The sequence below is a fragment of the Serratia sp. HNCC26DJ244 genome (genome assembly GCF_057180565.1).
Genome location: NZ_JBXUGO010000014.1, coordinates 44,150 through 68,249 on the forward strand (window position 1 = coordinate 44,150; position 24,100 = coordinate 68,249).

Genomic DNA, 24,100 nt, shown 5'->3' on the forward strand with positions numbered 1-24,100 from the left:
TTATTCCCCTTCAAGTTCTTTCTTAAGGTCGTACAGCAGGCTGAGCCGCTGACGTTCGAATTTACGCACCCACCGCTCATAGACTTCATGCAGCGGTACCGGATTGATGAAATGCAGCTTCTCCCTGCCCCGCCAAACCGTGTTAACCAGATTGGCCTCTTCCAGAATCCCGATGTGCTGGGTGACCGACTGCCGCCTCATGTCCAACTGCTCGCAAAGCTGGCCCAGCGTCTGCCCATTGTTCTCGCACAACAAGTCGAGCAGTTTTCTACGTGTCGGGTCGCCCAGCGCTTTGAAAACTTTGTCAGTGTCCATTAGTTGTCTATGTGTGAGGTGTGAAACGTGAGAAATTATATGCAGGTAATTACCTGCATGTCAAATTATGCATCAGCTTATGTTCGGCAAAATGGCTCACCTGAAGCTATACGGTGCTATCACCATGCGCCACAGCAAGATCGTCATGGTCTTCTTAGGCCCAACTGCCTCTGTGCCAAGACAGGCGATGGGTCAATTTTAGCGCCTGCAGAAAATCATCATCGTGCGATACCACCAGCATGGCACCAGGAAAATTCACTAATGCCGCTTCCACCGCTTGGGTCGATACCAAATCCAAGTGGTTGGTTGGCTCATCCAGCAATAACAGTTGGGCTGGCTCACGGCACCACAGCATGCAGGCCAGCGCCGCTTTCAGCCTTTCTCCACCACTCAATGACGCTAACGGCAGCATGACTTGTTCTGCATTCAACTGCAATTGGGCCAATTGGCTACGTAATACCCCTTCGGCTAACGGCGTATTCTGCAAGCCAAGGTGATCAAGCACCGAGCGCGTCAGATCCAGTTGAGACAAGTCTTGATCGAGATAGGCCACCGTCACCGAACAACGGCAATTGCCACCACTCGGGGAGAGTTGACCCAGAATTACTTTCAGCAGTGTGGACTTGCCACAGCCGTTTGGTCCGGTAAGTGCCACGCGCATCGGGCCATTCATTCGCCAATTGAGTGGTGACATCGTAGTAAAAGGTAATTGCAGTTGTTCAAGTACCAATACCTGCTTGTGCGCAGCCACCGCACTACCCGGTAAGGTCAGCATCACCGGATTATCCTCTTCAACCCTTGCACGAGCGGCTTGTACGGCCTGATCCACGGTATTTTTTTGCCCCTGATGTTGCTTGCGCAGTGAGCCCATAACATCACGGGCTGCCGCTTTACTTGCTGATTTTTCAGGAGAGGATAGGTTGAGTGTGCCTACCTTTTTCAGCTTATGGGCGGCATGGCGTTGGTATTCATCATGTTTTTTCTGTAACCGAACCCGGGTACGCCGCCTTTCCAACACCGCATGTTCCAACTGAGCTTGTGCCGCTTGCTGCTCCTGTTCTCGTTGTCGATAGTAATCATGGTAATTACCCCCGTAGCTGCGCAAGGCGTCAGGAGTCAGTTCCACAATCCGCTGCATTCGAGTCAGTAACTGCCGATCATGACTGGCGATCAATAAACCCCCTCGCCAGGCTGCAATCTGCTGATACAGCCATTCACGGCCAGCAGCGTCAAGATGGTTGGTCGTTTCATCCAGCAATATGAAATCAACTTTGGTCAAAAACGCGCCGCACAGTATGGCTCGCATACGTTCGCCACCGCTCAAATCACTGGCTGGCCGCTGTGGTTCAAAAGCAGGTAAACCTGCAGCGGTAAACACCACTTTAAGGCGTTCAGCCAGATCCCACTGCCCGTCAAGATGTTCGAAATCGTCCAATTGCGGGCACCCCTGCTCAAGACGAGCCTGTGCAGCAAAAATCTGTTCATAGCCAAGTAATTGCGACAGTGAGGTCTGCTCAATGATAGACGATTGTTGTGCGACATAAGTAAAGGAAGCTTTAGCTTCAATATGCCCATCAGCAGGTAGATCTAACCCAGCAATCATACGTAATAGGCGTGTTTTCCCGACACCATTACGCCCTACCAACCCATAATGCTGTTGTTCAAAAGCAAGATTAAAAGGACCAAACAGCGTTTCACCGTTGGCAAACTGGCAGGTTAACTGGTGTAAAACAAAATAAGGGGATTGCGCAAAATGAGCCATAAGCACTCCTGAGTGAAATCAAAAATATCCCCTACCGCACTGGTGTGCAGGATATGGGGCAAGATATCAACAGGTGTGAATATTCATTTTTCGCTAATGGCTCCAGAAGGTGGTGGTCTTAAATGTATCCAACAAGGTTGCTGAATATAGCTTGCAGATATTAATCTCATATTTACATTTATTGCAAATATTATTAGAACCTATGGCTAGCAGATGGCCTTTTTTGGGGCACTGCCCATCCCTGGGCCAGGCAAGTAATCCATAGTTTTGCTATCAGTGAGAGTCTGTTTTAGAAGGTATATTTCACCCCCATCATTACGGTGGTATCCGTCACACTGTGTTGACCAAACAGTTGCGATACACTGCCCCAGGTAGAGAAGTTCTTGTTGATATTCCCTTCTGCCCCCAGCTTCAGTTCTACCCCACTACGCCGCCCCCCTTGTTGCTCAAGAGTACTGTCATCCATCCGCACATGCGTCAGCTTGTTCTGGTAAGGCAAGTTGATGGCACCATAAAGCGTTAACGGTTGGTCGCTGTCTTTAATGGCGATGTCATACCCCAGTTTGGCACCAATACGCGCCTGTAGCGTGCTTTGGTTGTTCAGATCCACTTGTGTCCCGTTCTGCTCTTGATGTGAACCGCCGGAGATATCGTTCCAGGTCAGTTGTAGCTGAGGTTCAAGGTAGAGCTTGCCATGAGCGTAGTGGGCCAAAGGCAAACGCCAACCGGTTTCCACCGAGGCAATAACCCCAGACATTCTGTAATCCTCTTTTTGCAGTTGTTGCCCTTGCACTGAGCCCTGTAGCCAGGCGTATTGCAACGAACCGTCAATATAAAGGCCATCTGCGTTACGGCCATTCTGATACCAGGTGCCGTAAACCCCGAGGCTGGTACCATCAATATCCGCATAAGAGGTGTAATCCGTCTGGTTGGAACGGCTGTTTGAATGGGCGGTACCGTAGGCAAACATCACCCCCGCCACTAGGTGTTCTGTCTCATAGACATCACCACCTATTTGCGTGACAAAGCGGCTGGTACGGTTATCGATTTGCCCCGAGGTATCATCAAAGGTACTGTGCCCACCCACCTGCCGTAGCCACATATTACTGCCCGCCACCCGCTGGCCACGATCTTCATGACGCATCGCGAACAGGTTTTGTGCCGCCACCTGATTGGCGAGATAACTGCCCGCTTCCGGGCGATAGACTGGGGTGTTGTTATCCGGCCCGGTTGAGCGCAGATACCAGGAGCCCTCACCCGGATTCGCCGGGGTCCCTTGATACAGGTTATAGTCGAACGCCCCGGCAACCAGCCGATTCTCCAGCGTAAACTGCCCAGCAGATTGGCCGTTCACCTGAATCAGCAGGATACCTTGTTGCGTTTGTTCACCACTGCCCCCTACCTGATTGACGATCACTTTACTCTGCCCGCTAGTACTACCATTAATGGTCAACCGATCCGTGGCGGCGTTATCCCCCGCCAATGTGGTATTAAACAACAGCGCGCCGTTGTTGCCGGTATAGTTGCCATTGACCGTCAGGTTGGCAAAACTGCCGCCGGTAGCGGCTTGCCCAATTAGTACGCGCCCCTCATTTTCAAGGCTACCATTGATCACGCCCGATGCCCCCAGGCTACCCGCTTGAAGGATTTGTACTGAACTGTTGAGTTGAACAGGTGTTGCTGCGGCGCTGCTTGCCCTACTTTGAATGCTGCTATCCAGCAACAGCAACCCAGCTTCGATACGGGTCATGTTGGCCTGAACATTGTTTCCGGCAATCTGCAACCTGCCGTCACCTTGTTTGGCCAAAGTACCGTTGCCGGTGACCGAGTGGGTGAGTAGCCAATTTTGTGTGACGTCCAGTAGCAGCGTGCCGTTATTGTCGATACTTGCCGTCCCGAGTTGCCCGGGTTGGCTGGCGCTCAAGCGGGTACCACTTTCAGTGCGGAAAATACCCGTAAAGGCGTTGTTATCAACACTCAACGCCACATTGGCCGCCCCACTAAACAGCGTGACACCCGCGCCTTGCAGAACATTACTCAGGATCCCTTGCGCCCCTTTAAAATCGAGCGTGCCACGGTTATCGATCCCGCCAGTGCCCAGGGCATCGGTCTGTGCCAATTGTGCGGTGGCGGTGGCGGCGATGGTGGTCATGGCACTCATGCTGCTGTTATGCCCGGTCACCACTAACGTGCCACCGTCCAGTTGCAATGCCCCACTCCCCGTCAGTTCGCCGTCATTCAGGCCACCATTGCGGACTGTTAAGGTGCCACCCTGCAGATCCAGCTTACTCCCCACCGCTGTATTCAGCTTACCCACGGTTTGCTGATACCCATTAATATCCACCAGGGCATTGGCACTCAGTGCCAGATCAGAGGTCTGCCCAAGTACTCCATCCGCCATCAGGCGCAGGGTGCCGGAACGTACCAGCGTGGCTCCGGTGTAGTCATTACTGATATTGGATAGCGATACCTTGTCACCGGGAACAGCGGCAATCGCCAAATCACCCGAGCCGGTGATATATGAGGTGAGGTCGGCAGCATCGCCAGTAACACCCGCCCGCGGTGCCAGTACCAGCGCATTGGCCCCGGTCCCCATCAGGTCAAGTTCAAACAGCCCATAATTGATATAAAGGCCAGTGATTTCATGACTTGCCGTCAGCCGGTAGTCATAGTGCCCTTCCGCCACGATGGGTCCGGTATCGGTATTGGTCAGACCAATGATGGTTTCATTGGTAATAACATTGCCATCCTGATCAATCAACGTCATGTTGCCTGCCCTTCCCTTGACCTCACCATTGGCCTGGATCAATTTGACCAGCAGATTTTGATCATCCTGCTCCAGAATGGACAGGCTGGTATCTACCGTAGGGGGCTCCACTGAGAAACTCGGCGGAACCGCTACCTGTGCGGTCCCGGTGCCTGAGACATCCAGCGTGCCCGTAGTTTCAATCACGGTATTGGCTTGGTTAGTCGCCGGGGGTTGGGCATCAAAATCCACCTTGCCACCGGCAAAGGTCAGATTGGCTATGGTCTGATAACCTTCTCCGACCACGATGTCACTGCCAACCCCCGCCACCAGGGTTGCCTGGGTCAACGCGGTGGTGTTACTGCCGGAGAGATCAAAGGTACTGCGCCCCAGCGCCAAAGTACCGGTAAAGGCCGAACCCGTGGTACTGGCAAAATCGAAGGTATTACTGCCATTTTGCAACGCCACTGAGAGCACGCCTGCACCGGTTAGCGGGTTGGCAAGAACGTAGTCCCCGCCATTGGCGGTAGTTTGGTCAATGGCAAACGTCGCCCCCGGTGCGATAGCCACCGTACCGCTACTGCTGATGGCCCCAGAATCGGTCAACCTCAAGGTACCTTGAGCCACGGTGGTGCCACCGGTATAACTATTGGCACCGGTCAAGGTCAGCGTACCACTACCGTCTTGCACCAGCCTGCCACTCCCCCCGATGATGCCGTCATAACTCAGCGCATCGCTACGATCAAATACCACGGTGCCATCATTAAGGATATCCAGCGCACTACCATTGGCCGGGTTCGCCGCATAGCTACCCGCGGTCCCGCCAATACCTATTTGCAAGTAAGCACCGCTGTTAACCTGGGTTTCCCCGATATAGGTGTTGGTCCCGGTGAAAAACAGCGTGCCGTTTGATACCGTCAATAATCCGTCACTACCCGCAACGATCCCGGCAAAGAACCCACCATTGTCGACAGTCAACGCCCCCCCATTGATATTCAGCGTGCCGGTACCAATCAAGCTACCGACCGACTGGGTGAAACCATGAATATCAGTCACGGCCCCGGTATTGATGGCCAATTGGCGAGTGGATCCCAGTGCGTTATCTGACCCCAGTTGCAAAGTCCCGCTGGTCACCGTGGTACTACCGGTGTAGTCGTTGCTACTGTTATTGAGGGTGATCACGCTGGTCGCCGCAATGGCCAGATTGCCGGCCCCAGTAATCAGTGCCGACATATCATCGGCACCTGGAGGCGTGGTGCTATCACCAGAGAACGTCAGTGTCTGACCAGTTTGTAACGCCAGTTGAGTCAAGCCGACATTAACAAACAACCCGGTCGCATTGGCCACCAAGGTATAACCGTAATCCCCAATGGCGACAATATTGCCCCCCTGGAAGATATTGACCGCCGAGGTGGTTAAATTGCCGCCGGTAAGATTCGTCAGCGTCAGGTTGGATGCAGAACCGGTGACACTACTGGCGCTCACCAACCGCTCCAAAACGCCCTCATCCTGTTGCAGCAGATTACCCGCGTTATCCGCCACCACCGTCGGGTCCAACTGCACCGAGCCGGCATCCAATACCAGAGCACCGGTGGTGACTTGCCCACTAGGCAGATTAGCAAAACGTAATGCACCGCCATTCATCGTCAGATTACCAATAGCCTGATTCCCCAACCCTACCGTGGTGGCGTTACCGGTACCTATCTCTAGGGTGGCAAGACTCAATGCTGAGGTGTTACTGCCTGACAAGTTAAAGCTGCTGGAGCCCAGCGCCAATGTACCGCTAAAGGCAGAACCCGCCGAGCCGGTGAAATTGAATGTGTTGCTGCTGTTTTGCAGTGCTACCGACAACAACCCCGCCCCGGTTAACGGGTTGGCAAAAATGGCGTTACCGCCATTACCGGTGGTCTGGTCAATGGCAAAGGTCGCCCCAGCGGCAATGTTCACCGCACTGCTGCTATTTAGCGCCCCGGTACCCGTCAGCCGTAGGGTGCCGTCCGCCACCGTGGTATTGCCGGTGTAACTGTTCACCCCGGTCAGGGTCAAGGTACCACTGCCATTCTGGGTCAGGTTGCCGTTACCACTGATAACCCCGGCATAGCTCGCCGCATCAGTTCGGTCGAACACCACTAAACCGGCGTTGCTGATATTACCGACATAACTACCGTCAATACCCCCATTGCCAATTTGCAAGGTCGCGCCACTCCCCACCGTGGTTGTCCCGCTATAGCTGTTTGCCCCGGTTAATATCAGGGTACCACTGGAGGCGGTTAGGGTACCCGTCGTGCCAGCAATCACCCCGCTAAACAACCCACCCTGAGCCACCGTTAGAGCCCCGCCATTAACCTCCAGCAGACCTGACCCGGTCAGGCTGGCTATCGTCTGGGTGAACCCATTGATATTCGTGGCCGCGCCCGTGGCAATATCCAATTGGCTGGTAGCTCCCAGCGCATTGTTCGACCCCAATTGCAACGTGCCACTGTTGACGGTAGTGCTGCCACTGTAATTGTTCAGCGCGTTGGCTAAAGTCACCACCTGTCCTACCACTCCAGTTATTGCCAGGCTCCCTGTTCCGGTTATCTGAGCAGATAAATTAAGTGCGTTGCCGGTTGCTGTTGCATCAGGCGTCAGGGTCAGGATTTGCCCAAAAAGTAGATCAACCTGCTTTAAAGCATAAGCAACATAAAGGCCATTATTCAGCGCCCCAGTATTCAACCGATAATCGTAAGTGCCTACCGCGACCGTATTACCCCCTTCGGCAATCGACACGCTCTGACTATTGGAAAGCGCATTGCCACTTTGATCAACCAGGGTCAAAGCCCCCCCCTGGCCACTAAGCGTTCCCCTTGATGTCAGTGCAATCAGTTGGGTATAAGCGCCCCCATCGTCTTGTGAAAGGATATTGGTATTGTCCAAAACCGGTGGGTTAATGACACCGGGGGCGGGGGGAAGATCGATAGCGATACGTCCGACTCCAGTGAGGTTTAGATTGGCGACAGTTACCATGCCATTTGCCTGTTGTTGCGCAGGCACAGTGGCATCAAACTTCAATTCACCGCCATTAAATTGCAAACCGCCAATCAGCTGTTCGCCTATGCCCACTGTGGTGATGTTGCCAGTACCCAATTCTAACGTGGCTTGACTCAGCGCCTCGGTATTGGTGCCCGACAGATCAAAGCTGCTGGTGCCCAGCGCCAGGGTGCCAGTAAAGTCGGACCCGGTGGTGCCGGTAAAATCAAAAGTATTGCTACCGTTTTGCAACGCCACCGACAACACCCCCGCCCCGGTTAACGGGTTGGCAAAGGTGGTGTTACCGCCATTGGCGGTAGTCTGGTCAATGGCAAAAATCGCCCCAGCGGCAATATCAACCGCGCTGCTGGCATTGATCGCGCCAGAACCCGTCAGCCTCAGGGTGCCTTCCACCACCGTGGTACCGCCGCTATAACTGTTGACCCCGGTCAGGGTCAAAATGCCACTGCCGCTTTGGGTCAGGCTGCCATTACCACTGATAACGCCGGCATAATTCGCCGCATCAGTTCGGTTAAACACCACCAAACCGGCATTGCTGATATCGCCGCTATAACTGCCAGTAAGCCCGCCATTGCCGATTTGCAAAGTCGCGCCACTATCAACCGCAGTGACTCCACTGTAGCTGTTGGCCCCGGTCAGCACCAGCGTGCCAGTTGCGGCGGTCAAGCTGCCGGTTGTCCCCGACACCACGCCGCTAAACAGCCCGCCATCGGTGACCGTCAGGTTACCGCCGCTGATTGCCAGCAGGCCTGCCCCCGCCAAGCTGCCCACGGACTGAGTAAAACCGTTGATATCGGCGCTGGTGCCGGTGTTAATCGCCAGTTGGCGGGTGTTGCCCAGCGCATTATCTGAGCCCAACAGCAAGGTGCCCCCGGTCACCGTGGTGGTCCCGGTATAATCGTTACTGCTATTGTTGAGTTCAATCAAGGTGGTGGCATCAATTGCCAAGTTGCCTGAAGCGGTGAGCAGCGCCGTCATATTATTGGCACCCGCTGACGTAAGGCTATCGCCCGACAAGGCCAGGGTTTGATTATCCTGCAGCGCCAACTGGGTCAGACCCACATTGATAAATAGCCCGGTCACATCGTTGGCCAATACGTAGCCGTAATCGCCGATGGCTACCGTATTGCCGCCCTGAAGGATATTCACCGCCGCCGTAGATAGGGCTGCGCCACTCAGGTCAGTCAAACTCAGGTTAGCAGCAACTCCGGTGACACTGCTGGCAGTGACCAACCGCTCTTGGGTGCCTTCATCTTGTTGCAGCAGGTTCCCTGAATTGTTAGCAACGGTACTCGCATCGGCCTGTACCGTTCCTACATCCAGGGCCAAGGCCCCGGTGGTCACCTGCCCGGTAGGTAAGTTGGCGAACCGTGCGGTACCGCCATTGAAGGTCAGATTGCCTACCGCCTGATCGCCCACTCCGATGGTGGTGACGTTGCCAGCGCCCAGTTCCAGCGTAGCCTGGCTCAGTGCGGTAGTATTGCTGCCGGAGAGGTTAAAACTGCTGGTGCCCAACGCCAAGGTGCCGGTAAAGGCAGACCCGGCGGTGCCAGTAAAATCAAAGGTATTGCTGCCGTTTTGCAGCGTTACCGACAGTAATCCAGACCCGGTTAACAGGTTGGCAAAGGTGGCGTTACCGCCATTGGCGGAGATCTGGTCAATGGCAAAAGTCGCCCCGGTGGCAATATCAATGGTGCTGCTACTGCTGAGTGCGCCAGCTCCGGTCAGCCGTAGGGTGCCGTCCGCCACCGTGGTACCGCCGCTATAACTGTTCACCCCGGTTAGGGTCAAGGTACCACTGCCATTCTGGGTCAGGCTGCCGTTACCGCTGATAACCCCGGCATAACTCGCCGCATTAGTTCGGTTGAACACCAGCGAACCGGCATTGCTGATATTGCCCGCATAGCTACCGTCTATCCCGCCATTGCCGATTTGCAGAGTGGCACCACTGTCAACCGCCGTGACTCCGCTGTAGCTGTTGGCCCCGGTCAGCACCAGCATGCCGGTTGAGGCAGTCAAGGTGCCGGTTGTCCCCGACACTACACCGCTAAACAGCCCGCCATCGGTGACCGTCAGGTTACCGCCGCTGATTGCCAACAGCCCCGCCCCTGCCAAGCTGCCCACGGTCTGGGTAAAGCCGTTGATATCGGCGGTGGTGCTGGCGTTAATCGCCAGTTGGCTCGTATTGCCCAGCGCATTATCTGAGCCCAACTGCAAGGTGCCCCCGGTCACCGTAGTGGTGCCGGTATAATTGTTACTGCTGTTAATCAACTCGATTAGTGTGGTGGCCTCAATCGCCAGGTTGCCTGAACCGGTGAGCAGCGCCGTCATGTTATTGGCACCGGTGGGCGTGAGGCTGTCACCCGACAAGGTCAGGGTTTGATTGTCTTGCAGCGCCAGTTGGGTTAGGCCCACATTGATAAATAGCCCGCTGGTGTCACTGGCCAAGGCATAGCCGTAGTCACCGATGGCGACAATATTACCGCCCTGAAGGATATTAACCGCTGAAGTCGCCAACGCGCTTCCACTGAGGTCCGTCAGATTCAGATTAGCAGCTGATCCCGTCACACTACTGGCGGTCACCAACCGCTCCAGCACGCCTTCATCTTGTTGCAGCAGGTTACCGGTATTATCGGCCACCTCGGTGGGATCAACCTGTACTGAACCCGATGCCAAGGTCAACTCCCCGGTAGTGATTTGACTGGCAGGGAAATCAGCGAAACTTAATATGCCACCATTGAAAGTCAGGTTGCCCACCGTCTGGTTAGCGGCCCCCACGGTGGTCCTATTGCCAGTGCCAAGTTCCAATGTGGCTTGGCTCAGCGCGGCAGTATTAGTACCCGACAGGGTAAAGTTGCTGGTGCCCAGCGTCAGGGTGCCAGTAAAGTCGGACCCGGTGCTGCCGGTAAAATCAAAGGTATTGCTGCCATTTTGCAGCAATACAGACAACACCCCCGCCCCGGTTAACGGGTTGGCAAAGGTGGTGTTACCGCCATTGGCGCTGGTCTGGTCAATGGCAAAGGTCGCCCCAGCGGCAATATCAACCGCGCTGCTGGCATTGATCGCGCCAGAACCCGTCAGCCTCAGGGTGCCTTCCGCCACCGTGGTACCGCCGGTGTAACTGTTCACCCCGGTCAGGGTCAAGGTGCCGCTGCCGCTCTGGGTCATGTTGCCGTTACCGCTGATAACCCCGGCATAACTCGCCGCATTAGCACGGTCAAACACCACCAAACCCGCATTGTTGATATTGCCAGCATAGCTACCGTCTATCCCGCCATTGCCGATTTGCAAGGTCGCGCCACTATCAACCGCAGTGACACCGCTATAGCTGTTGGCCCCGGTGAGCACCAGCGTGCCCATTGCGGCGGTCAAAGAGCCGGTTGTCCCCGACACTACACCGCTAAACAGCCCGCCATCGGTGACCGTCAGGTTGCCGCCGCTGATTGCCAGCAGCCCTGCCCCCGCCAAGCTGCCCACGGACTGAGTAAAGCCGTTGATATCGGCGGTGGTGCCGGTGTTAATCGCCAGTTGGCGGGTGTTGCCCAGCGCATTATCTGAGCCCAACTGCAAGGTGCCCCCGGTCACCGTAGTGCTGCCGGTATAATTGTTACTGCTGTTAATCAACTCGATTAGGGTGGTAGCCTCAATCGCCAGGTTGCCTGAACCGATGAGCAACGCCGTCATGTTATTGGCACCGGTGGGGGTGAGGCTATCACCCGATAAGGTCAGGGTTTGATTGTCTTGCAGCGCCAGTTGGGTCAACACCACATTGATAAATAGCCCGCTGGTGTCACTGGCCAAGGCATAGCCGTAGTCACCGATGGCCACGGTATTGCCACCCTGGAGAATATTGACCGCCGCCGTAGACAGCGCCGTGCCAGTGAGGTCCGTCAAACTCAGGTTGTTGGCAGCCCCCGTAACATTAGTGGCCGTTACCAGTTGTTGTAGAACACCATCATCCTGTTGCAACAGGTTACCGGTACTGTCTGCCACCCCACTAGAGTCAACCTGTACCGTTCCCGCATCGAGGGCCAAGGCCCCGGTGGTCACCTGCCCGGTGGGTAAGTTGGCGAAACGTGTGGTACCGCCATTGAAGGTCAGGCTACCTACCGCCTGATCACCCACCCCGATGGTGGTAACGTTGCCAGCACCCAGCGCCAGCGTGGCCTGGCTCAGCGCGGCAGTATTAGTACCCGACAGGGTAAAGTTGCTGGTGCCCAGCGCCAAGGTACCAGTAAAGGCAGACCCGGCAGTGCCGGTAAAATCAAAGGTATTGCTGCCATTTTGCAGCGCCACCGACAGCACCCCGGCCCCGGTTAACGGGTTGGCAAAGCTGTAATTGCCGCCATTGGTGCTGGTCTGGTCAATGGCAAAGGTCGCCCCAGCGGCAATATCAACCGCGCTGCTGGCATTGATCGCGCCAGAACCCGTCAGCCGTAGGGTGCCGTCCGCCACCGTGGTACTGCCGATGTAACTGTTCACCCCAGTCAGGGTCAAGATACCACTGCCGTTCTGGGTCAGGCTGCCGTTACCGCTGATAACCGCGGCATAACTCGCCGCATCAGTCCGGTCGAACAGCACCAAACCCGCATTGCTGATATTGCCCGCATAGCTTCCGTCTGTGCCCCCATTGCCGATTTGCAAGGTCGCGCCACTGTCAACCGCAGTAACTCCGCTGTAGCTGTTGGCCCCGGTGAACACCAGCGTGCCCGTTGCGGCGGTCAAAGAGCCGGTTGTCCCCGACACTACACCGCTAAACAGCCCGCCATCGGTGACCGTCAGGTTGCCACCGCTGATTGCCAGCAGCCCCGCCCCTGCCAAGCTGCCCACAGTCTGGGTAAAGCCGTTGATATCGGCGGTGGTGCCGGTGTTAATCGCCAGTTGGCGGGTGTTGCCCAGCGCATTATCTGAGCCCAACAGCAAGGTGCCACCGACCACGGTGGTAGTGCCGGTATAATTGTTACTGCTATTGTTGAGTTCAATCAGGGAGGTAGCATCAATCGCCAGGTTGCCTGAACCGGTGAGCAACGCCGTCATGTTATTGGCACCCGCTGGCGTAAGGCTATCACCCGACAAGGTCAGGGTTTGATTGTCTTGCAGCGCCAGTTGGGTCAACACCACATTGATAAATAACCCGGTCATATCGTTGGTCAAGGCGTAGCCGTAGTCGCCGATGGCGACAATATTGCCGCCCTGAAGGATATTCACCGCGGCTGTCGACAGGGCCGCGCCACTCAAATCAATCAAGCTCAAGTTAGCAGCTACGCCGGTGACACTACTGGCAGCCACCAACCGCTCTTGTGCCCCTTCATCCTGTTGCAGCAGGCTCCCCGAGCTGTCAGCGGCCGTGGTAGGGTCCACCTGTACCGCACCTGCATCCAGAGCCAAGGCCCCGGTGGTCACCTGACCGGTAGGTAAGTGGGTAAAACGCGCGGTACCGCCATTGAAGGTCAGATTACCTACCGCCTGATCGCCCACTCCGATGGTGGTGACGTTGCCGGTACCCAGTTCCAACGTAGCCTGGTTCAGTGCTGTAGTATTGCTGCCGGAGAGGTTAAAACTGCTGCTGCCCAGCGCCAAGGTGCCGGTAAAGACGGAACCGGTGGTGCCAGTAAAATCAAAGCTATTGCTGCCGTTTTGCAGCGCCACTGACAGCAACCCGGACCCAGTTAACGGGTTGGCAAAGGTGTAATTACCGCCATTGGCGCTGGTCTGGTCAATGGCAAAGGTAGCCCCGGTGGCAATATCTATGGTACCGCTACTGCTGAGCTCCCCAGCTCCACTCAGCCTCAGGGTGCCGTCAGTAATCGTCGTTCCTCCCATATAGGTATTAGCCGCAGTCAGTTGCAGTTCGCCTACACCCACTTTAGTTAAAGAGGTCCCACTTATTGCCCCGGCAATAGTGACGAGAGGTGCCCCTACCGCGAGTCCGAAATCTATTACACCACCACCACTGCCCAACACCATATCTTGTGAGATGGTCATTGGTGCAGTCACCGCAAGCCTGGCACCATTTAGGATGGTCAATGTTCCCGCATCATCTCCAAGCGCCTGAGCACTATTAATAACCAATATTCCATCATAAATAGTCCAAGGAGTGATAGCTGTAGTGGTTCCGCTTAACGTCCACGTCGAACTACCGGTTTTTTCAAAGTTGCCGAAACCCTGGTATTGCGCCCCTGTACCAACAGTGGAGACATCAAACGTATCATCGACGGTTCCCCCCAAGCGAAGGGTATCCGCAGCACTGAATGCGATGACATTGCCGTTAATCAAGAAGCCTGAATGCAATTCAAAGATATTGCTACCACCAGTAAAGGCAATGGCATCTCCTCGTGTACCGAGGCTGTCAAGACCAGCATTAATCGTACCAATATTGATGATGGTTAAATCCGAACCGGTGATCCCGGCACCCGCAGCAGAATCAAACGGTGAAGCCAGATTCCCGGCATTGCCGCCGGTAATGGTCCCTGTATTAGTAATAAATAAATTTGCGCCAGCGACTCCCGCGCCCCCAGCACCATTGGCACCCCGGTTGGCAAGGGCTGAGGCACTACCGGCATTGCCACCATTGCCCCCGACAATCCTACCGCTGTTATCAAGCGTCCCATTGCTGGTAAAGAAAAGGCCAATTCCCCCCTCACCGCCATTCCCACTACCACCGCCAGAAGTGACTGCACCAGAGAGAGCAAGCCCACCATTGCCACCATTTCCTCCTCGAATCAGCGCGGTACCTTCAACGCTTAGGTTTATGCCGCTACCATTAGCAACAATACCGAAGCCAGCAGCACCACCACCACCACTTCCATTATTCGCAGAACAACCATTACAGGTACCACCGCCATTACCACCATTGCCACCAGTATAAGAACCAGATTCACTACTATCACTGGTAATGACCCAGGCATGAGCCCCCCCGCCCCCGCCACTGCCGCCGACATTAAAAGATCCAGAGTTGCTACCATTGCTGCCCGAAGCCCCCGGTGTCAAACCACCGGCACCGCCGGCGACCGAGCCATTAACAGTAGCCCCACTGCCGCCGATAACACCGGCACCACCGCCACCGCCACCTCTTCCAGCAATGACAGCAGCACCACTTCCTCCCGAACCCGTCGCGGAACTGGAGGCGCCTATCCCCCCAGTTGCCCCCCCCCCATTCCCCCCAGCAGTCATATCCACTGCCAACACTGAGAAAGATCCGGCCAACAGCAAAGCACCGCTGAGCAATAATGCGAGTGGTGACAAAGTCATTATGTTCTTATTCTTGGTTAAATTATCGCCCTCTCTCGCTATTACATCCTGCGCTTGTGATGGCCCCAAGCCTACGGTGGCAGATTTTTTGTGTAGGCTGACCAACTCACTGACGACAACCCAAGTATGTAAAACTGCACTCCAAATGACTTTATAGATCTTATTCATCGTTAATCACCTCACAGTTGCCAACATAAGTGCAATTTAACAACTTATTTTTGATGAAAATTCAGCATGAACACTAAATCCAGGCCTACCAAAAAATCACGTTGCTACTGTAAAATTGCCTGTAAACCCTCGATTCTTTGGTTGCATCATCACTCACGATACGCATTGCCCCTTTCCTTTAACCCATTGAGAAAAATATCAAAAAAGGCTTGAGCCTTACGAGTGGTAAGCCATTCACCCGGATTAATAAAAGAAAAGGAAAAAAGGAAAACAAAGGTTGCCGCGAATTATTTAGACATTTATGTATTAGTTTAGTAAAACGTATAATTTTTGCACTGTAAGGTGGCTTTTTTGATTTAACCATGATTAGTTTTGGCAATGGTGTACAACGTGGATTCAATATCTCCAGATGACCGCCATAACAACTGTGAATGATGCTGACCAGACCTTGTTCTGGAGCAAGCCCGCGCAAGGGCCGTGTGATAAGTCCCCTGCATGATTTTGATTTAACTTGAGTTACCATGTCGAAAAACAAGGCAATATGCTCAATCTGTCAGCAAACGCACATTTCACCCATGCTAGAGCTTTGACAAAGGCAATTCCCCCCGCTATTATTCGCCCCGTTCACACGATTCCTCTGTAGTTCAGTCGGTAGAACGGCGGACTGTTAATCCGTATGTCACTGGTTCGAGTCCAGTCAGAGGAGCCAAATTTAGAAACCCCGCTTAGGCAACTAAGCGGGGTTTTGCATTTAAGCCCGAAGACCATCGACATCTCAAATACTGCCATGATGGAAAAGAGTGGCAACTGGCCTTGGGTATCTGCCCTGCCATCTCTTTAGTGCGACCAACGGGCGGGCTGTATACAAATGGCCTCTCGGTTTTCATTAGGAATGAACCTAAAAAAGACAGGAAAACCAGAGAGCTACGTTGATACTCGTCACACTTCAAATAACTCGAATTATTTACAAGATAATATTCATTCTATTCATTTAATTATCCTGGTGTTCAATTGGCTCATAGGTCGTGGCAAACCCACCGATGTCATATCGGCGCTTGACGATGACTGAGGATCATGGGTCATCAGGTATAATGATGAATGGCTAAGTGCTGTAACGCACCGACAGGTTTTATAAATACGGCTATTGTTATTTCGTTTCAGTTAGTCATTTAGTCATTCCGTAGATAAATATGGAGGCATGTATGCTTGAGACCGTAGCTATCATCCTATTGGTTTTATGGGGTTTGGGCCTTGTTCCTTCCTATACCATGGGTGGATTTATTCACGTACTGCTGGTGGTGGCTGTGATTATTATTCTCCTGCGGATTATTCAACGCAGAAGAATTTAATCATTTCGACAAGTCGCTTTACAATGCAAGTCACAAGATACAAAAAACGTAGTGAAGATTCTAACTGGTGAAATTAAATATTAGAGTGAAGTATTTATATTCTAAAATTAAATCACTTAAAAAGTGGGGGTTTTAAATGTGATGATTTATTCGCTTCGTCCCTAGGGAACGTGGAGTAAATACCCCAACCCTCCCCAATTCAACAAGGAAACATATATCATGAAAACAATAAAACTATCTGTATTACTTAGCTTTTTAGCCATAAGTGCATTGGGCATGGGTATACCGCAAAGCGTTGAAGCGGCTGATACGACGTCCAGCCAAACCTCAGGCGAATATATGGATGATGCGCTTATCACCACAAAGGTAAAAACCAACATCCTGAAAGAAAAAGGGCTTTCTTCCATGCAGATCAGTGTGGATACCAAAGAGGGTGTTGTGGTTCTTTCTGGCACAACAAACAGTGTAGAGCACGCGCAACTTGCCGCTACCGTAGCGCAACGGACCCATGGCGTAAAACAGGTTGTCAATAATTTGCAAGTAGTGAAATAGACGTATTCCGTAGAAATACGGTCCAAAAAGCATACAAATAGCGCTTTGCAATGGTCTTGGCTTTATTGTTATCCGATTATTTCCCCCTGTTACTAAAGCCAGATCATTATTTCCAGAGTTGGCGTATATATTGACTTTTATCTACATGCTGTTGCAACAGCTCTAGTGGGTGCTCACACGTTAAGCACATGGAGGTGTAACGGTAATTTAATTGTGCAGTTTAGCGATAATTTTACCGTCCCTTTATTCACATAACGCTAAAACGATATATAAGGAAAATATAATGACCAAATTAGTACCGAAACACATGAGTTACTACCTTGGCATATTAACCTTCTCTGTTGCCATGGGACTTTCTGGCCATGCGCTGGCAGAAACGGATGTTAAAGCGGCCACAGCCCCTGTTGTTACCCTGAAGGACTGGAGCGAATCTTCTGAACAGGAGCAAAATTCTTTTTTGGTGGGTTTAGTCAGTATTGTTGAGCTGGAAAAAGAATGGCAAGGACAAAAGGGCCTTTTACCGCTTTCGCAAAGTATGATCGGCACCTGGGCGCAGGGCATGGACGGCATGAGCATTAATAGTCTGCGCGGCAATGTAAACCGCTATATTTCCAATAACCCTGGCGAAAAAGACAAACTTGTCCTTGAAGTGTTGTGGGTTAACCTGGTGCAGCCCAGAATCGAATCGACTTCACCTGCTGCTGCAAAAGATACTCCCAAGCGAATCCGCGAGGTCATGAAAAGTCAAAAACAAAAAAACCTGTAATAGCGCAAGGTAGAAAAGGATAAGACGATGAAACAAATTACTATGATCAGCATACTGGCATTGGTGATTTTTGCCGGCCCAGTGGCCTGATCCAATATGTCGAGAACCCAGCAGGGCGGCCTTTCAGGGGCTACCATCGGCGCAGGTGCTGGTGCTGGCATTGGCGCATTGACAGGTGGCAACTGGGTTGTTGGCGCTGCGGTAGGTGGTGCCTTGGGCGGCTTGGCGGGGGGGCTTTATGGCAAATCCCAACAGAACCACCACGCCAAATAACCTAAGCTTTGGATAAAAAATTGATCTAAGGTCCAGTTCTAAGATCTGTTATTGCGGCGAAAAATAAGTTGCTAAAAGGAAGGAACAGGAATCAACAAATTAATAGAAATTTTCTGGTTGATAACGCAAACCGATTCGAGGAGTCGCTGCTACACCAAGGGCACCTGATACTGCTGGGGTCCTTGCAACCCGCGCTAAAAACCTTACCGGTGGTGGATATTGAGTTGTCTGCCGCCGCTCACCCAAAAGTGGCTTATCACCAAACTTTGCTACAGAGCACCCATTGCTGGTTTATCAATACACCACATCGAATGTGCTGGATAAACAACCAGTCTATATACACACGTTCGCTTTTTCATCAGCTAAACCTATCGCCAGTTTGTGTCTTTATATTCGTTGCCGATGACATATATTTTGTGTAAAGAGACTGATCCCTTAGATAGCAACTGCACGCTGCCTGCTCAAGCCCCCGGCGATCAAGTACCGTCAGTGTTCCCCGGCTGTAACCTATGAGCCCTTGTGTTTGGAAGGCACCAGCGGCGATCGTCACTCCGACACGACGTACCCCCAGCATATGCCCCAATGATTCATGCGTGACCATAAAACTGTCAGATAGCGCGCGATCATGTCGCATCAGCAACCAGCGGGCGAGTCGTGCGGCAAGCTCATGAAAACGCTGACAACCAATCGACAATGCAAACTGAGCCATCGTCACATAAGTGTAGTGTGCCAGAATGCGTTGTAAGGCTGCGCTATGCATCAATTGGCTCAGAAATACGCAATGGTCCACGCGCCAAGCAACGCCAGTCCCTTGCACCAATCCTTGCAATGGAGCGTTAACAACTCCGTACATCAAGTGCGTCCCGAGCATACCTTCACGACCCACCATGCTAACGCCAAGGCCTGCATGCCTGTCGATGGCCGCAAGCAAAGAGATAGCCCCATCACTGGGAAAATAAGCATAGAGCATAGGCACTCCCGATTCACACATGACTTGGTCAAACGTCAGTTCAACCTGTTCGCAAACAGACAGAAGATGCCGCCGCTCTTGGTGGGGTAACAACGCGATAAGGCTATTTTGATGGTTTGGCACGGTTTTTCATCACTTATTGTGTGTGACCTTGTGTTCCATCACTGATTGACAGAAAACCAACCACACAGTCTAAGGCTATTAAATCGAGCCTGGCGGTTCGTCCACGGGCCGATATAGGAACTGCGGCGTTTATAGACAACGACGCTCATACGCACAAAACTGAAAACCAACTTCCTAACGTCTATGACTTTGCTTCAGCGCTAGGAAGCCCAAGTGTCTGGAAGCAACCGGTCATATTCTTTCTTCACCACCGCATAACACTCACAGGAGCGATGCTCGAGACCAGCACGATCCAGCACAGTGATGGGGCCTCGCGTATAGCGGATCAGACCGGCATTCTGTAGCTTCAACGCTGCTTGTGTTACGCCTTCACGGCACACTCCCAGCATGTTAGAGATCAGCTCCTGCGTCATACGTAACTCCGTGCCATGTAGCCGGTCCAGGCTCAGCAACAACCAGCGGCAGAGTTGCTGATCCAGCGTGTGGTGACGGTTGCAGACCGCTGTCTGGGTCATCTGGGTGATCAATGCCTGGGTGTAACGCAGTAGAAGATGTAATACCGGGCCGCCACGGTCGAACTCAGCCTGCATCGCACTCGCTTTCAGCCGATATGCATAACCAGCGCTCTGCACTACCCCTCGACTTGGGGTGGTTCCGCCGCCCATGAATAGCGACACACCGACGATACCTTCGTTGCCGGCGACGGCGATCTCCGCCGATGCTCCATTCTCCAACACATACAACAAAGAAATAATGGCCGTCGTAGGAAAATACACATGGCTCATCAGACGGCCAGACTCGTAGATTACTTGACCGAGAGTCAGCTCCACTTTTTCCAAGTCCGGCTTCCACCGGTGCCACTGTTCGGGAGGAAGGGAAGCAAGTAAATGGTTCTGGATGGACTCAATATCGTTGCACATAGCTGAATCTCCTGGCGTGTCACTATTGTGACGTGGAAGGGATCCGATGAATACATGACTGTTATCTTACACATATATGGCTACGGTACTGTTCGCTACCGCACATAACGAAATATATAGAAATTAATTGAATTTTATTGAAATATTTTGCTATGCATTGAGAAATGTGACGGTGGAAGATGACCCCATTGGTTCCAGTCAAGGGTGGTGATGCCATGTTAAAAGAGGTAGCTCGTGGGATGAGCGACAAATCCGCTTAGTGCGGATTTGAACGCTGCTTGCAGCGGCCCCGATAGGAGTGAACTTCAAGGATAAGGTGAGTAATTAAAGCCTACACATTTTTGACTTGAAGTTGAGGCTATAGACAGATTTATCAGCGTTTAATAACAGAGATTTTTGTCCCTTCAATGCTTACACCGGCCATAAGCCCTTGTTGATCAAAAATAAAAGCATAGGCTGCATCTTTCAACGTGGATGAAGACAAATTCTTGGCTATCCCTTCATTCACAACCACGATTGTCGGCCCAACACCCAATTCCCAACCATTTGATGTTTGAAGATAATTTACTGCACTGTCATTCATCAGGAATACAACATAGCTATAAGACTGTGCACCTGCCTGTAACCCCCAAGAGGCGGACACAGAATTATAATAATTAACCGGTTTAGAATTTTTTAACAGCACCCCCTCTCCGTAGCTGCCTCCAAATACCAAACCAGCTTTAATAACGCTAGGAAATACCAAAACTGCACGTGACTGTTTCGCTATTTTTTCGGCCACGGGATTATGTTGGTAAAGGATTTTGAGTGACTGCATTGCATCTCTATCCAAATCTTCAGCAGAGGCAGCAAAAGCGTTCCCTGTAGTCAAACCCAACAATAATATAGCCATAATCGGCAGTGCATTTATTTTCAGCATGTTCATGTTATTCTCCTGGGTTTCAGTCATTGACTTATCTTGTTGCCAAGTCAAATATAAGTTAATAGTAAAAAAGCTTCTGTACGCAAGCGTACAGACAGCCAAGAAATTTCAATATGTTGTTGTTAAATTGATGATTTTAACTCTGCTGAGCTTTTACATTGCCGGATATTTTTCAACCAGCGCTCTGGCAGTGACTGAATAAACTGTTCACGCTAAGTCAATGATGAATTATTAGTATATATATGCGTGCTATCGTACAGATAACAGCAGGTAATAGCGTTACTCTTCAGGCAAGTTTTTATTCCTTCCAATATACTCACTTTTAAGAGGTAATCACATGAACATAGATGAACATAAAAAAGCAGGTCCAGGCCCATGTTTGATGGGAGCTCATACTTTAATTGGGGACAATGTTTATAATATCGAAGGCGAAAAGCTAGGCCGAATTGAAGAGATAATGCTCAATGTACATGAAGGCAAGATCAGTTATGCCGTATTAAGTTTCGGCGGTTTCCTTGGTTTGGGGGACAAGCTTTTTGCATTGCCTTGGAGGGCATTGACGTTAGATACACTCAATAAACAGTTTGTTTTAAATATTGAAAAAGACATTTTGAAAAATGCACCTGGTTTTGATAAAAATGACTGGCCTGATATGGCAAATCAAAAATGGGCAAGTGGGATTGATTGCTATTATTCCCGTGATTTTTGAAAGAGGCTTACGACCCAGGGTTAAATGACTATTCTCTTAGCTATAAAGACAGAACGGGTTGCTAAAAGAAATATTTACTCGAGGTACAATATCTTCGATAACTTAACGGTATTGTCATGGGTTTTAATTTTTTAGTTCTAACCTTAATTTTAAACATAGAGGAGAGCGATCTATGAAACTCTGGCAACTAGTAGGGGGGATTACCGTATTGACGGTGACTTTGGCAGGATGTACCCGCCAGAATTCAACCGTCCCAACAACATCATCCAAGAATCCCTCAGCAGTTTCACAAGCGCAGCTACAAGGCCCTTCGGTGAGCGGCTCGGTTAATATCCGTCAGCGTATTGCATTGCCAGCGGATGCCGTATTGACGGTCACGTTGTCTGATGCATCACTGGCTGATGCACCATCAAAAGTCATTGCACAGTTGGTGACGCGTACCGAGGGTCAACAGGCACCGTTCAATTTTGTATTGCCGTATAACCCAGCGGACATTCAGCCTAATGCGCGTATCATTCTGAGCGCAACCATTACGCTAAACGGTCAGTTGCTCTTTATTGTGGATGCCATTCAGGAAGTCATTAATCACTATGGGACTCGGGCCGATCTGCTGCTGGTCCCGGTGCAGAATGTTCCTATTAATGTGAACTCGGCACCCACTACGTAACCATCGATTCTTGAATTAATTTGCCTTTGCGCCTCACGGCCAGGGGCTTTTTTCTTTTTATTACCATCACCGCAGCACTGGCTATAAATCTGTCATTCGATACTGCCCAGTAGGTTGGTCTAGCTACCCTTCTGGCGGTTTTTTTCTCACTTTGGGATACCGAGATCCTTCAGTTATCCTGCAAGACCTTGCTGCACCAGCCCCAACGCTCTCTGCAACAAACCCCAAAACTCTCTGCAACAAGCCCCAAAGCTTTCTGCAACAAACCCCAAAACAAGGCTGGCTGTTAAGGTAATCTCACCGTTCGCGCTCAGTACTGCAGCACGCAATCACCGAGTGCATTCATTTGTGTAGCACTCGGCATGGCGGCGCGTTGAGAAATGACCGAGGGGTTGCGGAAGTACCCAAGATCTTCATCTTAAGTACCACGCCGTTGTTACTTCCCGACCTTGGAGATCGACTTGCGAAGTTGTGCGGTAGCGTCATTCACGCTGGCTTCGAACTTCCGCCATTGTGCCGCATTTGCCTGTTTCAATTCGACCAATTTGGCTTCAACCGCTGCCACATCCGCCTTTAGCGCTTCGATCTGCGCTTCAATCTTCACCTTGGAGTCAGTAGCGGCAGCGGCGGCATTTATTTGAAGGTCAGCTATTTTTGCTTTTCCCTGGGCAATATTTTTGTCAGCCATCTCGATGATCTGGTCACGCGTGGTGGTGTCGGTGGCGTAGTTGAAGGCTGGCATCGCCTTCACCGAATCTTTGGTCGCACCGGCCATCACCAGCTTGCTCCCCACTTGCTTGATCGCCTTAACCGGAATAGCGACATCGTGGCGACCAATGCCGATAAAACCGCCAGCACCGACGATGACGTACGATACGCTGGTGTTCGGCGCGATGATCAGGTCTTCGACCTTGCCCACGGGCTGATTAGCATCGTTATACAGGGTCTTGCCCAGTAGCGAATTTTTAACGCTCCAACCCATTGCGTCTTGTGTCAATTCAATGACGCTGACATCCACCACGGTGGTGGTGGAACCAACCAGTTGCGCCACAACAGGCGCAACATATAGGCTGGCAGACAGTGCCATAACAGGCAGAGCGCGACTCAAAAGCTGGTTTTTCATGCGGTGGTTCCTCAGAAGGATGCATAGCACCGGAAAGTCGGCGCTGGGTGCATACTCCGGCTAATAGTAACGTCCTGGTATTTTGAGGTCTGTTCGCCATCGCACCCATATGCAGCTTAGGGCGGTAGAAAAATACGCCAGCGCAGCCAGCCTCATTCTGCGGCTGGAGGCACTAAATCGAGTTTTATGGGCAGCAACGTCATATCGGGCACCACCATGATGTTAGTACTGGCGACTAGCTGCGGATATTGCTGTTTGCTGCAATAGTTGCGACAGTTGTGACAATTCAGGCTAGTCGTATTCATAGACCAGAAGGCAAAATGCTGGAAAAGGTGGCACGCGTCTGTGCACGCATTCAATCCGTATTGACGAAACTTTTGAATATTTCCGTTCAATTCTTGGGGAAAAATTCATTGCCAAAATCAACACGATTTATTTCATTTCTGTCCGCAAC

At 51.9% G+C, this 24,100-nt stretch carries 13 protein-coding genes and 1 tRNA gene; 7 read left to right on the forward strand and 7 right to left on the reverse strand.

Features of this window, described 5'->3' with window-relative positions; genetic code table 11:
• From AC2A06_RS12515 to AC2A06_RS12525, 3 genes are all read right to left on the reverse strand, one after another.
• Entirely contained in the window at positions 1-315 is a 315-nt protein-coding gene (locus AC2A06_RS12515; RefSeq protein WP_023491716.1) for an ArsR/SmtB family transcription factor, read from the reverse strand.
• A gap of 154 nt (positions 316-469) precedes the next feature.
• On the reverse strand, positions 470-2,077 hold the full coding sequence (locus AC2A06_RS12520) for an ABC-F family ATP-binding cassette domain-containing protein (protein ID WP_484380499.1): 1,608 nt from the start codon (positions 2,075-2,077) through the stop codon (positions 470-472).
• A 289-nt stretch (positions 2,078-2,366) separates the two neighbouring features.
• Positions 2,367-15,272 (reverse strand): autotransporter outer membrane beta-barrel domain-containing protein, encoded by a 12,906-nt coding sequence (locus AC2A06_RS12525; RefSeq protein ID WP_484380500.1) that lies wholly within the window; start codon positions 15,270-15,272, stop codon positions 2,367-2,369.
• A 633-nt stretch (positions 15,273-15,905) separates the two neighbouring features.
• On the opposite strand from AC2A06_RS12525, the gene AC2A06_RS12530 reads away from it, so the two are divergent.
• From AC2A06_RS12530 to AC2A06_RS12550, 5 genes are all read left to right on the forward strand, one after another.
• Positions 15,906-15,981 (forward strand) — tRNA-Asn (locus AC2A06_RS12530).
• A 493-nt stretch (positions 15,982-16,474) separates the two neighbouring features.
• On the forward strand, positions 16,475-16,621 hold the full coding sequence (locus tag AC2A06_RS12535; RefSeq protein ID WP_484380501.1) for a lmo0937 family membrane protein: 147 nt from the start codon (positions 16,475-16,477) through the stop codon (positions 16,619-16,621).
• Between the two features lie 219 nt (positions 16,622-16,840).
• Positions 16,841-17,173: a BON domain-containing protein gene (locus tag AC2A06_RS12540; protein ID WP_473195478.1), complete on the forward strand. Its 333-nt coding sequence runs from the start codon at positions 16,841-16,843 to the stop codon at positions 17,171-17,173.
• 283 nt (positions 17,174-17,456) lie between these two features.
• A complete protein-coding gene (locus AC2A06_RS12545) occupies positions 17,457-17,939 on the forward strand; it encodes a hypothetical protein (protein ID WP_484380502.1) in 483 nt (160 codons plus the stop codon).
• 96 nt (positions 17,940-18,035) lie between these two features.
• Positions 18,036-18,212 carry a YMGG-like glycine zipper-containing protein gene (locus AC2A06_RS12550; RefSeq protein WP_484380503.1) on the forward strand — a complete coding sequence of 59 codons (177 nt, stop codon included), beginning with the start codon at positions 18,036-18,038 and terminating at the stop codon, positions 18,210-18,212.
• A gap of 358 nt (positions 18,213-18,570) precedes the next feature.
• Here the strand turns inward: AC2A06_RS12550 and AC2A06_RS12555 are convergent, their stop codons facing one another.
• From AC2A06_RS12555 to AC2A06_RS12565, 3 genes are all read right to left on the reverse strand, one after another.
• Positions 18,571-19,305, reverse strand: coding sequence for a Crp/Fnr family transcriptional regulator (locus AC2A06_RS12555; RefSeq protein ID WP_484380504.1), 735 nt, complete (start codon positions 19,303-19,305; stop codon positions 18,571-18,573).
• Between the two features lie 200 nt (positions 19,306-19,505).
• Positions 19,506-20,135, reverse strand: a complete 630-nt coding sequence (locus AC2A06_RS12560; protein ID WP_484380505.1) for a Crp/Fnr family transcriptional regulator — start codon at positions 20,133-20,135, stop codon at positions 19,506-19,508.
• A gap of 463 nt (positions 20,136-20,598) precedes the next feature.
• A complete protein-coding gene (locus AC2A06_RS12565) occupies positions 20,599-21,150 on the reverse strand; it encodes a lipid-binding SYLF domain-containing protein (RefSeq protein WP_484380506.1) in 552 nt (183 codons plus the stop codon).
• A gap of 334 nt (positions 21,151-21,484) precedes the next feature.
• Here AC2A06_RS12565 and AC2A06_RS12570 point away from each other — a divergent pair, with 334 nt between their 5' ends.
• Complete coding sequence (locus AC2A06_RS12570; protein WP_484380507.1) at positions 21,485-21,856, forward strand: PRC-barrel domain-containing protein; 372 nt, start codon at positions 21,485-21,487, stop codon at positions 21,854-21,856.
• A gap of 172 nt (positions 21,857-22,028) precedes the next feature.
• Complete coding sequence (locus AC2A06_RS12575; protein WP_484380508.1) at positions 22,029-22,523, forward strand: YbaY family lipoprotein; 495 nt, start codon at positions 22,029-22,031, stop codon at positions 22,521-22,523.
• Positions 22,524-22,959: 436 nt separating this feature from the next.
• Here the strand turns inward: AC2A06_RS12575 and AC2A06_RS12580 are convergent, their stop codons facing one another.
• On the reverse strand, positions 22,960-23,646 hold the full coding sequence (locus AC2A06_RS12580) for a PRC-barrel domain-containing protein (protein ID WP_484380509.1): 687 nt from the start codon (positions 23,644-23,646) through the stop codon (positions 22,960-22,962).
• Positions 23,647-24,100: the final 454 nt, after the last annotated feature.

What these genes read in the sequence shown, in the direction of transcription:
- AC2A06_RS12515 (WP_023491716.1), bottom strand. Translation starts at nt 315, where the DNA reads ATGGACACTGACAAAGTTTTCAAAGCGCTGGGCGACCCGACACGTAGA.
- AC2A06_RS12520 (WP_484380499.1), bottom strand. Translation starts at nt 2,077, where the DNA reads ATGGCTCATTTTGCGCAATCCCCTTATTTTGTTTTACACCAGTTAACC.
- AC2A06_RS12525 (WP_484380500.1), bottom strand. Translation starts at nt 15,272, where the DNA reads ATGAATAAGATCTATAAAGTCATTTGGAGTGCAGTTTTACATACTTGG.
- AC2A06_RS12535 (WP_484380501.1), top strand. Translation starts at nt 16,475, where the DNA reads ATGCTTGAGACCGTAGCTATCATCCTATTGGTTTTATGGGGTTTGGGC.
- AC2A06_RS12540 (WP_473195478.1), top strand. Translation starts at nt 16,841, where the DNA reads ATGAAAACAATAAAACTATCTGTATTACTTAGCTTTTTAGCCATAAGT.
- AC2A06_RS12545 (WP_484380502.1), top strand. Translation starts at nt 17,457, where the DNA reads ATGACCAAATTAGTACCGAAACACATGAGTTACTACCTTGGCATATTA.
- AC2A06_RS12550 (WP_484380503.1), top strand. Translation starts at nt 18,036, where the DNA reads ATGTCGAGAACCCAGCAGGGCGGCCTTTCAGGGGCTACCATCGGCGCA.
- AC2A06_RS12565 (WP_484380506.1), bottom strand. Translation starts at nt 21,150, where the DNA reads ATGAACATGCTGAAAATAAATGCACTGCCGATTATGGCTATATTATTG.
- AC2A06_RS12570 (WP_484380507.1), top strand. Translation starts at nt 21,485, where the DNA reads ATGAACATAGATGAACATAAAAAAGCAGGTCCAGGCCCATGTTTGATG.
- AC2A06_RS12575 (WP_484380508.1), top strand. Translation starts at nt 22,029, where the DNA reads ATGAAACTCTGGCAACTAGTAGGGGGGATTACCGTATTGACGGTGACT.
- AC2A06_RS12580 (WP_484380509.1), bottom strand. Translation starts at nt 23,646, where the DNA reads ATGAAAAACCAGCTTTTGAGTCGCGCTCTGCCTGTTATGGCACTGTCT.